Source organism: Streptomyces aureoversilis, assembly GCF_042657885.1.
In the GTDB taxonomy this organism is placed as follows: domain Bacteria; phylum Actinomycetota; class Actinomycetes; order Streptomycetales; family Streptomycetaceae; genus Streptomyces; species Streptomyces aureoversilis.
In genome coordinates this window covers 243,378-255,709 of record NZ_JBHSKJ010000009.1, presented here as the reverse complement: position 1 = coordinate 255,709, position 12,332 = coordinate 243,378, and the positions used below count along the sequence as shown (strand labels likewise).

The window sequence follows — 12,332 nt, the reverse complement described above, 5'->3', positions numbered from 1 at the left end:
CGGGGCCGCCGCGCCACCGCCCGCTCAGGCCAGTGCCTCCAGGACGCGGTCCACGTCGTCCGTGCTGTTGTAGAGGTGGAAGGAGGCCCGCAGGCCCCCGGCGCGGGCGCTGACGCGTACGCCCGCCGCCGCGAGGCGCTCCGCCGCGTGGCCGAGGCCCGGGACCGACACGACGGCGGAGTCCTCCGCGGGGACGGGCCGGTGCCCGAGCGCGGCGAGCCCCGCGCGGAAGCGGCCGGCGAGGGCCCGGTCGTGTGCGGCGATGCGCTCCGTCCCGAGTTCCCCGACGAGCCGGAGGCCCGCCAGGGCGCCGGTGTAGGGCAGGAGGGCGGGGTTCTCGTCGTAGCGGCGGGCCGAGCGGGCGAGCGACACCTGCCCGTAGGTGCTGTCCCAGGGGTCCTCCCCCGCCACCCACCCGGCGAAGACGGGGGTGAGGCCGCCGAGGTCCTCGGGAACGGTGAGGTAGGCGGTCCCGCGGGGCCCCATCAGCCACTTGTAGCCGACGCAGACGGTGAAGTCGTGGGCGCCCGCGTCGACGGGCAGCCAGCCCGCGGCCTGGCTGACGTCGACGAGCGTACGGGCGCCGTGGGCGCGGGCGGCCTCGCCGATCGCCCCGAGGTCGGCGAGGCGGCCGTCGGCCGACTGGACGGCGCTGACGGCGACGAGCGCGGTGCCCGGCGCCACGGCGTCCGCCACCTTCTCCAGGGGAACGGTGCGGACGCGGAGCCCGGGCCGCACGTGGAAGGGGTTGACGAGGGAGCTGAAGTCCCCTTCCACGCACAGGACTTCCGAGCCCTCGGGCAGCGACTGGGCGACGAGCCCGCAGAAGACGGCGGCCGAACCCCCGGTGGCGACCTGCCGGGCGGGCACGCCGACGAGCCGGGCGAAGGCGGCACGGACGGCCTCCACGACCGGGAAGTGGTCCTCCGCGCCGGGGCGGCCCAGCGAGAACGCGGTGGCGGCCTCGGTCATGGCGGCGACGGCGGACGCGGGCACGAGCCCGGTGGCGGCGGTGTCGAGGTAGACGGTCTCGGGCGCGAAGTGTGCGGGGGCGAGGCTCTCCATGCGCACCCACTATGCGCGTACGGCGATCGATCCGTCCATGAGTCCATCCACCGGTCCGTCCGTGCGAGTCCCCGGTCCCCTGCCTGAGAACTAGCCGTCCCTCCGCCTCTCGGCGGAGGAAGTCCGCCGGTCAGGGCGACGCGCCGGCGCCTGCCGGACGGAAGGCTGGTCACATGACCAGTACGACGACCGTCCCGGACGACCACGCCACCAAGCGCCGCGCGCTCCGCGCGGTGACCATCGCCGCCTGCCTGCCCTACCTCGGCCTCAAGGCCGCCTGGGTGGCGGGCAGCCACGTCGGCATCCCGGAGGGAAGCAGCCTGCGGGATGCCGGCACGGGCCTGGTCGTGGCGAACGCCGTGACCATCCTGATGGACGCCGCGGTCGTCGTCCTCGCCCTGCTGCTGACCAGACCCTGGGGCCAGCGCGTCCCGGCATGGCTGCTGGCACTGCCCATGTGGGGTGCGGTGGGGCTGCTGACGCCCATCATGTACGGCTTCCCCGCGCAGTTGATCGTCCGCGCCCTGGGCGGTTCGGCGTCCGGTTCCGGGAGCGGGGCCGACGAGCCGTTCCTCGACGAGTGGGTCTTCGGCGTCGTCTACACGGGGTTCATCGTCCAGGGGCTGGCCCTGGGCACCCTGTTCGCGCTGTACGCCCGCGAGCGCTGGGGCCACCTGTGGCGGGGCCGCGTCGGGGACCTGGCGGACCGCCCGCTCGGCCGGGGCCCGCGGGCCGCGCTGACCGCGGCGGGCGTCCTGGCGGTCCTGCCCGGCGCGGTCCACCTGATGTGGACCTGCGGAGTGTCGGCGGGCCTCTCGCCGGAGATGGCCCGGATGTACAGCGGCACCTTCGCGGCCGGGGAGTCGGGCTACGTGCTGTACGCCGCGGCGACGATCGCGGGCGCCGTCCTGCTGCTGTCCGGCCGGGCGCTGTCCGGACGCGGCGGGCGGCTGCCGCTGCGGGTGCCGCTGCTCCTCGCGGGCGTCGGCTCGGCCGCGTCGGCGGCGTGGGGCGGCTGGCAGCTGCTCGCGATGCTGACCTCCCTGGCCGACGACGGCCGGGGGCCGACGGCGACGATGGCCGTCGCCTACGCTGTGCAAGTGATCATCGGACTGCTCGTCCTCGCCGCCGGCACGCGCTTCTTCGTCCAGCGCTCCGCCCGGGCCGCCGCGCTGTGACGTCTCTCCTCCGGCGCGGCGCCGGTGCCCTGGTGGGCCGCCGCGCCCGGCTGCGGTGGGTGCACCTGCTGCTCGGCGGTGCGCTGCTGATGCCGTACTACCTGCTGGCGAGCACACTGACGGCGGTCTTCGTCAGGGACACGAACATCCTCTTCCCCTCCACCGTCGGCCGGCAGTTCGGCGTCTTCGCGCTGGCGCTGGTGCCGGCGGCGGTGACCGCGCTGGTACCCCTCGTACGGACGCTGGAGTCGGCGGCGGCACGCGCCCTGTGCGGGGTGCCGGAGGAGGCCCTCGCGACGGGCCCGGGCGATTCGCGGGCCGCGCGCGGGCGGACCGCCCTGTGGTACACCCTCCACCTGCTGGCCGGCGGCATCGTGAGCGGCATGTCGCTGGCCACGCCCCCGTTCGCGCTGATGCTGATCGCCCTGCCGTTCACGGGCGTCCCGGGGGGCGACGACGCCCCGTACGGGCTGGGGGACCTGGCCTTCCCGTGGACGCTGCTGGCGGTGCCCGCCGGCCTGGCGGTACTGGTCCTGCTCGCCGCGGCGTCCTGGGGCGCGGGCGCGCTCCTCGCCCGCTGCGCACCCCTCCTGCTCGGCCCGACGGCCGCCGACCGGCTGGCCGAGGCCGAGCAGCACGCCATGCGGCTGGCCCTGCGCAACCGGCTGGCCCGCGAGCTGCACGACTCCGTGGGGCACGCGCTGAGCGCCGTCACCCTGCAGGCGAGCGCGGCGCGCAAGGTCCTCGACGCCGACCCGGAGTTCGCGCGGCAGGCGCTGGCCGCGATCGAGGAGACCACGCGCGAGGCGGTCGGCGAACTGGACACCGTCCTGGGCCTGCTGCGCGAGGACGGCGCCGCGTCCGCCGCGCCGGCGCCGACCCTCGCCGGCCTGGACGGGCTGCTGGAGCGCACCCGCGCCGCGGGCGGCACCGTCACCCTCGCCGCGCCCCCGGCCCTGGACGGCGTGCCGCCGGTCGTCTCCCGCGAGGCGTACCGGATCGTGCAGGAGGGCCTCACCAATGCCTTGCGGCACGCGGGCCGGGTGCCCGTGCTGCTGCGGATCACCGTGCACGACGACGCCGTGGAGGTCGCCTTGGAGAATCCGGTCAACCCCGACAAGGCCCCCGGCCGCGCGCACCGCCGCACCGGCGGCGGCCGCGGTCTGACGGGCATAGCCGAACGGGCCCGGCTGCTGCGCGGCAGCAGCAGCTCCGGCGAGCGGGACGGGGTGTGGCGGCTCGCCGTCCGCCTGCCGCTGAGCGGGGGTGCGGGCCGGTGACGCCGCCCCTGCGGATCGTGCTCGCCGACGACGAGCGCATGGTGCGGACCGCCCTGCGGGCCATCCTGGGCGCCGAGGAGGACCTGGAGGTCGTCGGCGAGGCCACGACCGGCGCGGAAGCGGTCTCCGTCGTCCGCGAACTGCGCCCCGACGTCGTCCTGATGGACGTACGGATGCCCGAGGTCGACGGGATCCGGGCCACCGAGCAGCTGCTCGGCGGCATGGACTCCCCGCCGCGCGTCATCGTCGTCACCACGTTCGAGAACGACAGCTACGTGTACGACGCGCTGCGCGCCGGCGCCAGCGGCTTCCTCCTCAAGCGGTCGGGCGCCGACGAACTCGTCCAGGCCGTCCGGCTCGTGGCCCGCACCGACTCGCTGCTCTTCCCCTCCGCCGTGCGCGCCCTCGCGGCGGAACACGCGCAGGCCCGCCGGGCGAAGACGGCCGCCGGGAAGCTGCGCGCGCAGCTGTCGGACCGGGAGGCGGAGGTGCTCCGCCTGATGGCCCGGGGCCTGTCGAACGCCGAAATCGCCGAACAGCTCGTCCTGGGCGCAGCGACGGTGAAGACCCACGTGGCAGGCGCGCTGGCCAAACTGGGCGTCCGCAACCGCACCCAGGCGGTCATCGCCGCCTACGAATGCGGTTTCGTGTCCCCGCGCTGAGGGGCGGCGGCGCGGGACGGGCTGCGGCCCGGCCCGGCACCGCCGGATGCCCCGGTGGGGTCAGCGGCCCGCGGCCTCGCCGACCGCCTTCGCCAGGCGTGCGACCTGCGGGTCGTTGTCGTCCCGGAAGCCGTACCGGCGGCGGTTGAAGCCGAAGGCCAGCCCGTTGGACGGGTCGGCGAAGGCCTGGGAGCCGGCGGCGCCGCCGTGGCCGAAGGCGCGGGCGCCGAGGAAGGGGTACTTGTCCCCCATGGCGCCGAAGCCCAGGCCGAAGGCCTGGTGCTGACGCGCGACCACGTCGTAGCCGACGGAGTGGATCTGGGCGAAGTCGGCGGCGGTGGCGGGCGTCAGCAGCGCCTCCTTGCCGCCGACGCCGCTGATGGCGGCCGCGTACATGCGGGCCAGGCCGCGCGCGGAGGCCATGCCGCCGACGGAGGCGGGGCCGGCCGCGCGGATGACGCGGTGGTTCGGCAGGTCCTCCAGCACGGTGGGCCGGGGGTGGTTGAGGTTGAAGGCGATGCCCGTCAGGCTCCGCGGGCCGAAGGCGCCCTCGAGCAGGGCGCGCTTCTGGCCGGGCGTCGGGTCCATGGGCTGGATGTCGAGGACGCGGTGCTCGTGCTCCTCGGGCAGGCCCATGTAGAAGTCGATGCCGTAGGGGGCGCGGATGCGCTCCTCGTAGAGCTCCTGCATGGTGCGTCCCGTGGCGCGGCGGACGACTTCGCCGGTCAGGGCGCCGATGACGAGGGCGTGGTAGCCGAAGGCGGTGCCGGGGCGCCAGTGGGGCCGCTGGCCGGCCAGCTTCTCGGCTATGGCGCGGTCGTCGGCGAGCTCCTCCATGGTGAAGCCGTCCTCGGCTCCGACGACTCCGGCCCGGTGCGCGAGGAGGTCGCGCAGGGTGACGGACTCCTTGCCGGCGGCGGCGAATTCGGGCCAGTAGTGGGCGACCTCGCGGTCGAGGTCGAGCACGCCTTCCTGGACGAGGAGGGCGACGACGAGGTGGGCCGCGCCCTTGGTGGAGGAGAACACGCCGGTGAGCGAGTCGCCCTCCATGCCGGGGCCGCCCCACAGGTCGACGACCTGCTCGCCGTCGACGTAGGCGGCGAACTGGGCGGAGTGCCCGGCCCGCTCCTCGGCGAAGGTGGCCTCGAACTCCTCGCGGACGCCCTCGTATCCCTCGGCGACGGTTCCCCGGACGACGGTCCCCTGCGCGGCGGTGGGGCTCGGCATGTGTGTGCTCCCTGTGATCAGTGATGGCTCCGGTGGGTGCAGCAGAGCGGGGGCCGCCGTTATTTCGTGATGATCGTCATCTCTCCGAAAGCCGTCCGTGCCTCCTTGACCACCCCGCACCGGCTCCTTAGCGTGTGCGCTTCCTCTTCCGGATCCCGGACTGCCCCAGGAGGCCCAGGCGCCATGCCCGCATCCCGCACGGTCCTCCTCACCGGCGCGGCCGGCCGCATCGGCACCCACCTGCGCACGCGGCTGCCCGCCCTCGGCCACCGGCTGCGCCTGTTCGACGCCCGGCCGGTGCCGGGCGAGCCGGACGCGGTCACCGCGGACCTCGCCGACCGCGAGGCGCTGCGGAAGGCCGTCGACGGCGTGGACGCGGTCGTCCACCTGGCGGGCATCCCTCTGGAGGCGTCCTTCGCGGACATCCTGCGCGTCAACATCGAGGGCACGTACCACCTGTACGAGGCCGTCCGGGAGGCGGGCGTCCGGCGCGTGGTCCTCGCCTCCAGCAACCACGCCGTCGGCTTCGCGCCCGTCCCCGCGCAGGGCGCCCCGCTCCTGCCCGTGGAGACCGCGCACCGCCCGGACACCTTCTACGGCCTCTCCAAGTGCTTCGGCGAGGACCTGGCCTCCCTCTACCGGGACCGGCACGGCATCCAGACCGTCTCCCTGCGCATCGGCGCCTGCTTCCCCGAGCCCGTATCGGTGCGCATGCTGTCGGTCTGGCTGAGCCCCGGCGACTGCGCCCGGCTCGTGCACGCCGCCCTGACGGCCGACGGCGTCGGCCACACCGTCGCCTACGGCAGCTCCGCGAACACCAGGCTGTGGTGGGACCTGTCGACCGCCCGTGCCCTCGGCTACGAGCCGCAGGACGACTCCGAGCCGTACGCGCCCACCCTGCTGGCCGCGGAGAGCGGAACCCCGCGGGAGGGCCACGGACGCGTCGGCGGCGAGTTCTGCGCAACCGAGCCGCCCCGCTGGAACCCGGGCTGACCTGCGGCGACGGCACACCGGCCGGGCTGCGGCCGCCTTACGGAACCGGCCGCGACCGGGCGGAACCGGGAGGAAGCGGGCGAAACTGAGGGCTCGGTAATGGAACCGCAAAGAGCGGCCACTCGTTACCCGGGGCATGACCGCTATGACACCCGGCTCGAACATCCCTCTCTCCGTCGCCCGCGTGACGGTGGACGTCACCGCCCCGGTGCGGCTCGACGTGTCGGGCCTGCTGCTCACCGCCGACGGCAAGGTGCGCTCCGACGACGACTTCGTCTTCTACAACCAGCCCTCCGGGCCGGGCGTGGCCCACCGCGCCGCGTCCGGCGGCTCGCCCGACGCCATCGTGGTGGACACCGCCGCCGTCCCGGCCGGCATCGAGAAGATCGTGGTGACCGCCAGCCCCGACGCCCAGGGCGCGAGCTTCGCCGGCATCGAGCCGACGGCCACCGTGCGCAGCACCGACGACGGCTCGGTCCTCGCCACGTTCACCCCGCCCCGGCTGGGTGCCGAGACCGCCCTGGTGATCGTGGAGGTCTACCGGCGGGCGGGCGCCTGGAAGGTGCGCGCGGTCGGTCAGGGGTACGCGAACGGCCTGGCGGGCATCGCCACCGACTTCGGCGTGAGCGTGGAGGAGCCCGCGGCCCCGGCGCCCGCGCCCGTGGCCCCCGCGCCCGTGCAGCCGGCCGCCCCCGTGGCGCCGGCGGCCCCCGTGCCTCCGATGCCCGCGGCCGCCCCGGCCGCGCCCGCCGCTCCCCCGGCGCCGCCCGCCCCCGCCCCCGGCGCCGGGAAGATCAACCTGGACAAGGGCCGGGTCAGCCTGCAGAAGAACCAGACGGTGTCCCTGGTCAAGGGCGGCCGGCCGCTGACGCAGTCGGTGAAGATGGGCCTGGGCTGGGAGCCCGCCTGGGGCGCCCCCGCCATCGACCTGGACGCCTCCGTCATCGCCTACGGCCCCGACCGCAACATGATCGACGCCTGTTACTTCAACAAGCTGCAGATCCTCAACGGCGCCATCCAGCACTCCGGCGACAACCTCACCGGCGAGGGCTCCGGCGACGACGAGACCATCACCGTGCACATGGAGGGCCTGCCGCCCGAGGTGACCGGCCTGGTCTTCACCGTCAGCTCCTTCACCGGCCAGAAGTTCAACCAGGTCGCCAAGGCCTACTGCCGGCTGCTCGACGCCCGCACGGGCGAGGAGCTGGTGCGCTTCGACCTGACCGGCGCGGAGCCCAAGACCGGCGTGCTGATGGCGAAGTTCATCCGGCAGTACTCGGGCGAGTGGGAGATGACCGCCCTGGGCGAGTTCGTGAAGTCGCGCACCGTGCGCGATCTGGTCAAGCCCGCCGCGCAGGCCCTGTGAGCCGCTCCCGGCCCGCCGGGCCCGCGGTCAGCCCGGCGAGCCGGGCCAGCCTGCGGTAGGAGTCCAGCAGCGCCTCCCGGTCGTACGAGGACGTGGTGACGAGCACCTCGTCGGCGCCGCTGCGCTCGATCAGCGCCCCGAGCGCGGCGGACACCTCGTCCTCCGTGCCGTGGACGTGCCCGCGCAGCCCGTCCTCGTACAGCCGTCGCTCCCGCTCGCTCATCGCCCGCGCCTCGGTCTCCTCCGCGGGCTCCAGGGGCGGGAAGGCGCCGTGCGTCCGCGCGTGCGCCAGCGCCCACGCCTCGGGCACGAGCAGCCTGCGGGCCTCCTCGCGGGTGGCGGCGACGGCCACGTTCCCCGCCACCACGACGTACGGGCGGCGCCACCACTCCGAGGGCCGGAACGCCGCCCGGTAGCGGGCCACGGCGGCGAGCATCCGCTCCTCGCCGCTCAGGCCGCCGATCACCAGGGCCGCCCCCGCGGCGGCCGCCAGGTCCGCGCCCGCCTCGTTGGCGAGGACGAACGCCGGGACCGACAGGCCCTCCGCCGGGCGGGCGTGCACCCCGTCGTGCGGGCGCGGGCCCCCGGTGAACCAGCCCTCCAGCTCGGCGAGCTGCCCGGCGAAGTCCCCCATGGCGTCCTTGTCCGTGCCCAGGGCCCTGCGGATGCCGTCCGTGAAGCCGACCGAGCGGCCCAGGCCCATGTCGATGCGGCCCGGGAAGAGGGACTCCAGCACCCCGAACTGCTCGGCGACGACGAGCGTGCGGTGGTTGGGCAGCATCACACCGCCCGTGCCCACCCGGATCCGCGAGGTCGCGGCCGCCACCGCCGCGGCGAGCACCGTCGGGGCCGAACCCGCCACGCCGGGCACGCTGTGGTGCTCCGAGACCCAGAAGCGGTGGTAGCCGAGTTCCTCGGCCTGCTGCGCGAACCGCACGGTGTCGCGCAGTGCCTCGCCCTGCGGGCGGTCCCGGCGGGTGCGGGAGCGGTCGAGTACGGAGAGCCGGATCGTCACCTCTCCTTCAACAAAGGCGACCGGTCATGATTCCCGGGCGCTCCGGGCGCTCAGGTACTCATGTGCCCGGTTCACCTGCCCTGACGGCGCCAGGGGCCGGTGATCGCCAGCATGATGCCCGGGTCCTGGAGGTTGGCGAAGAGCGTCCTGCCGTCGGGCGAGAAGGTGACGCCGGTGAACTCGCTGTACTCGGGCTTCTGCGGGGTGCCGATGTTCAGTTCGTTGCGGGCGATGGGGTACGTGCGGCCGTCGTCGAGGGCGCCGAAGAGGTGCTGGATCCCCTCGCCGTCCTCGGCCACCACCAGGCCGCCGTGCGGCGAGACGGTGATGTTGTCCGGACCGTCGAAGGTGCCGTCCCGGCCCGGGTCCTTGTTGACGCCGAGGCGCACCTTCAGGGTGAGGGTGCGGCGCCCGGGGTTGTAGAACCACACCTGGCCGTCGTGCTGGACGGGGCTCTCCTCCCGGGCGAAGGACGCCACGATGTACGCGCCCCCGTCCGCCCACCACATGCCCTCCAGCTTGCGGGCCCGGGTGACCTCGCCGTCCTTGAACTGCTTGCGCACCGGCACCGACCGGGCGTCGCGGTCGGGCACGCCGACCCAGTCGACGCCGTAGACCGTGCCCGTCCGGGTGGCGCGGGAGAGGTCGTCGACGAAGCGGCCGCCGGAGTCGAAGCACTTGAAGGCCTGGAGCGCGCCCGCGTCGTCGGCGAGGGTGCGCAGCCTGCCGCGGCCGTGCCGGAAGCCCTTCGGCGGGGTCCAGCGGTAGAGCAGGCCGTTGGGGCCCGAGGCGTCCTCGGTGAGGTAGAGGTGACCGCGGGAGGGGTCGGTGACGACGGCCTCGTGGGCGTAGCGGCCCAGCGCCTTGACGGGCTTGGGGGCGCGGTTGGCGCGGCGGTCTTGCGGGTCGACCTCGAAGACGTAGCCGTGGTCCTTGGTCATGCCGTTCTGGCCGGCCTTGTCCTCGGTCTCCTCGCAGGTCAGCCAGGTGCCCCACGGAGTGGCTCCGCCGGCGCAGTTGGTGGACGTGCCCGCGATGCCGACCCGCTCGGCGACGTGCGAGCCGTCGTGGGAGACCTCGACGACGGTGCAGCCGCCGGACGCGGCCGGGTCGTAGACGAGGCCCTCGGCGAGGGGCACCGGGTGCTTCCAGCCGGCCCGGGGGCCCTTGAGCTCGTGGTTGTTGACGAGGACGGTGGCGCCGCGGGGGCCTGCGAAGGCGGCGGTGCCGTCGTGGTGCGAGGGTGTGTGCTCGCCGGACTCCAGCTTGGTGACGCCGGCCCGGGTCACGACGCGGTAGGAGAACCCGGCGGGCAGCGCCAGCAGGCCCTTCGGGTCCGGCACGAGGGGCCCGTAGCCGGGCCGGGGGCGGGGGCGGGCGCCGGACTGCTCCGGCACGGCGCCCGCCAGGGCACCGGGGGCACTGGCGAGCACGCCGACACTGCCGGTCAGCGCCACCCCGGCACCGGCGACGGCGGATCGTTTCGCGAAGTCTCTTCGGCTGAGGGTCATCTGATCTCCAGGGTCCGCAGGCTCACGCGCTTACGTTCCCGTTCCCCGCCGAATACCGTATGAACACCACACGAAGCGCACGGGTCGGAACCCCTAGCGCCAAGGGAGCGCAAGCCCCCTCCCACACGCCACCCACGCCCCGGACTGCGCCCGGCAAGGCACAGCCGGGGCCCATCAGGGTCCCCGGAGCCGACCGGCCCGGCCACTCGCTTCCGCCGCGACGGCGCACAACCCTCACGACGAAGACCGGCGGTGCCGAACCGACCCCGGGTACAGGCAGCAGCCCCCGGCACCCCCCGCGGCGCGGCACCCGCGGCGCCGGGACGGCGCCGGCCGCGCCGTCGCCGCGAAGCTCAGCGCAGCGTCACCGCTGGGAGCGGGCCTTGAACGCCGCCTTGCGGGCTTCCTTGGCGATCTTCTTCTCCGGGTGGAGGCGGCCCATGGCCTCCAGGACCTCCGCCGTCGCCGGGTGGTCCACGCGCCACGCCGTCTCGAAGAACCCGCCGTGCTGGCCGACCAGGCCCTCCACGAGGCCGCGCAGCTCGTCCGTGTCGCCGGAGGCGGCCAGCTGTGCGGCGATCGTGTCGATCGTCAGCCAGAAGACCATGTCCTCGCCCGGCTCGGGCACGTCCGTCGCCCCGTGCTCGGCGAGCCACACCCGGGCGAGCCCGCCCAGCTCGCGGTCGTCGAGGACCTCGCGCACGGCCGGCTCGGCCCCGGCGCCGAGGAGGGAGAGCGTCTCCTGGCAGGCGAGGCGGCGCGAGGGCGCGTCCATGTCGTCCCCGCGCCCGGCGGCGAGCAGCTCGCGGGCGGCGTCCACCGGCGTGCGGCGGGCGAGCCACAGGCCGGCCTCCGCGCGGGCGGCCGTCTCCGGGTGGCCGGGCAGGGCGGCCAGGAGCACGTCGGCGCCCTTGTCGGCTAGGTCGCCGACGGCGGGGGCGTCGATGCCCGCCTCCGCCATGCGGGTCCGGACGGCGAACAGGCCGAGGGGGGTGAGGGAGACCATGCCGTAGCGGCTGACGTCCTCTTCCTCGGGGGCGTCGGAGGCGACGCCGTCGACGGACTCGCGGATGTGGCCCTCGCCGTCGACCTCCTCGATGAGGGACTCGTCGACGGGCCGGTACTCGATGATCCCGGTGGGCGCGAGCAGCCGGAACTGGTCGTCCAGGCGCATCATCGCGTCGGAGACCTCTTCGAGGATGTCGTCCGTGGGCTCGTCCATGTCGTCGGGCACGATCATGGACGCGGCGAGCGCCGGCAGCGGTACGGGGTGCTGGGCGTCGCTCTGCTCCAGCGCGGTCAGCAGGTAGAGGTTGCCGAGGACGCCGTCGAGGAAGTCGGCCTCGCCCTCGGGGTCCCAGTCGAGGGAGTCGAGGTCGAGGTCCTCGCCCTCGGCGATCCGGTCGGCGATGTCGCCGAGGTCGGGCGCGGCGGCGTCGGCGAGGACGCTCTCGAAGCCGCCGAGGAACAGTTCGAGGACGTCGGCCGGGCTGCCGGAGGTGAGCGTGGGGAGCTCCTCGCCGGCGACGGCGGTGCCCCGGGGCTCGTCCTCGCCCGCTTCCGGCACCTCGCCGCCCGCCTCGCCCGCCTCGTCCTCTTCGTTCTCCTCGAAGTCCACGAGCCCGGTGTCGAGCGCGTGCTGCCACGCGTCCATGGCGTAGGCGTCGCCGTCCTCGTCGCCCGCGAGCCCGAGGAGCTCGGTGGCCGCCCGCAGCTGCTCCGCGAGCAGCTCGCCGCCGACCCCGACCGGGATGCCCTCCTCGCCGGCCCAGCGCGCGAGCTTCGCGGCGCGGGCGAGCAGCGGCGCGGACAGCGCGTCGCGCGCGAGCTCCGCGTCGGAGGGGAGCCGCACCGGCGGCATGGTCGGACGGTCTCCGGACATCAGGGGGGTCTCTCCTCGTCGTGACATGCGTCGCGGCACGTACGGTGACGTGCGGCGATGCGCGGTGTGGCCGTGCGGCGCCGCGGACCGGGCGCGGTGCCCAAGCGTAGACGGGATTTCCGCCTTGCCGCCCGGTTCGCCGAACCGCCGACG

General features: G+C 75.0%; 10 protein-coding genes. 5 read left to right on the top strand and 5 right to left on the bottom strand.

The features are described from left to right. Nucleotides 1–24 precede the first annotated feature (24 nt). Nucleotides 25–1,065: an aminotransferase class V-fold PLP-dependent enzyme gene (locus ACFPP6_RS18200; protein WP_382043105.1), complete on the bottom strand. Its 1,041-nt coding sequence runs from the start codon at nucleotides 1,063–1,065 to the stop codon at nucleotides 25–27. 173 nt (nucleotides 1,066–1,238) lie between these two features. Here ACFPP6_RS18200 and ACFPP6_RS18195 point away from each other — a divergent pair, with 173 nt between their 5' ends. The 3 genes from ACFPP6_RS18195 to ACFPP6_RS18185 are packed head-to-tail and all read left to right on the top strand — an operon-like array spanning nucleotide 1,239 to nucleotide 4,185. Continuing rightward, entirely contained in the window at nucleotides 1,239–2,243 is a 1,005-nt protein-coding gene (locus ACFPP6_RS18195) for a hypothetical protein (RefSeq protein ID WP_382043102.1), read from the top strand. Next, on the top strand, nucleotides 2,240–3,523 hold the full coding sequence (locus ACFPP6_RS18190; RefSeq protein ID WP_382043100.1) for a sensor histidine kinase: 1,284 nt from the start codon (nucleotides 2,240–2,242) through the stop codon (nucleotides 3,521–3,523). Before ACFPP6_RS18195 ends, ACFPP6_RS18190 begins: the two co-directional genes overlap by 4 nt. A 38-nt stretch (nucleotides 3,524–3,561) precedes the next feature. Then, nucleotides 3,562–4,185, top strand: a complete 624-nt coding sequence (locus tag ACFPP6_RS18185; RefSeq protein WP_382043306.1) for a response regulator — start codon at nucleotides 3,562–3,564, stop codon at nucleotides 4,183–4,185. Nucleotides 4,186–4,245: 60 nt separating this feature from the next. Here ACFPP6_RS18185 and ACFPP6_RS18180 read toward each other — a convergent pair whose 3' ends face one another. Further along, nucleotides 4,246–5,412 carry a serine hydrolase domain-containing protein gene (locus ACFPP6_RS18180; protein WP_382043097.1) on the bottom strand — a complete coding sequence of 389 codons (1,167 nt, stop codon included), beginning with the start codon at nucleotides 5,410–5,412 and terminating at the stop codon, nucleotides 4,246–4,248. A gap of 183 nt (nucleotides 5,413–5,595) precedes the next feature. Here ACFPP6_RS18180 and ACFPP6_RS18175 point away from each other — a divergent pair, with 183 nt between their 5' ends. Together ACFPP6_RS18175 and ACFPP6_RS18170 are read left to right on the top strand one after the other, a co-directional pair. After that, nucleotides 5,596–6,405, top strand: a complete 810-nt coding sequence (locus ACFPP6_RS18175) for an NAD-dependent epimerase/dehydratase family protein (protein WP_382043094.1) — start codon at nucleotides 5,596–5,598, stop codon at nucleotides 6,403–6,405. A 145-nt stretch (nucleotides 6,406–6,550) separates the two neighbouring features. Next, nucleotides 6,551–7,771, top strand: coding sequence for a TerD family protein (locus ACFPP6_RS18170; RefSeq protein ID WP_382043304.1), 1,221 nt, complete (start codon nucleotides 6,551–6,553; stop codon nucleotides 7,769–7,771). Here the strand turns inward: ACFPP6_RS18170 and ACFPP6_RS18165 are convergent. The 3 genes from ACFPP6_RS18165 to ACFPP6_RS18155 all read right to left on the bottom strand — a co-directional run bounded on the left by ACFPP6_RS18165 (nucleotide 7,746) and on the right by ACFPP6_RS18155 (nucleotide 12,179). Further along, nucleotides 7,746–8,786, bottom strand: coding sequence for an MsnO8 family LLM class oxidoreductase (locus ACFPP6_RS18165; protein ID WP_382043091.1), 1,041 nt, complete (start codon nucleotides 8,784–8,786; stop codon nucleotides 7,746–7,748). The genes ACFPP6_RS18170 and ACFPP6_RS18165 overlap by 26 nt on opposite strands. A gap of 71 nt (nucleotides 8,787–8,857) precedes the next feature. After that, nucleotides 8,858–10,297: an alkaline phosphatase PhoX gene (locus ACFPP6_RS18160; RefSeq protein ID WP_382043089.1), complete on the bottom strand. Its 1,440-nt coding sequence runs from the start codon at nucleotides 10,295–10,297 to the stop codon at nucleotides 8,858–8,860. A 364-nt stretch (nucleotides 10,298–10,661) separates the two neighbouring features. Then, nucleotides 10,662–12,179: a hypothetical protein gene (locus tag ACFPP6_RS18155; protein ID WP_382043086.1), complete on the bottom strand. Its 1,518-nt coding sequence runs from the start codon at nucleotides 12,177–12,179 to the stop codon at nucleotides 10,662–10,664. Between the last annotated feature and the right edge of the window lie 153 nt (nucleotides 12,180–12,332).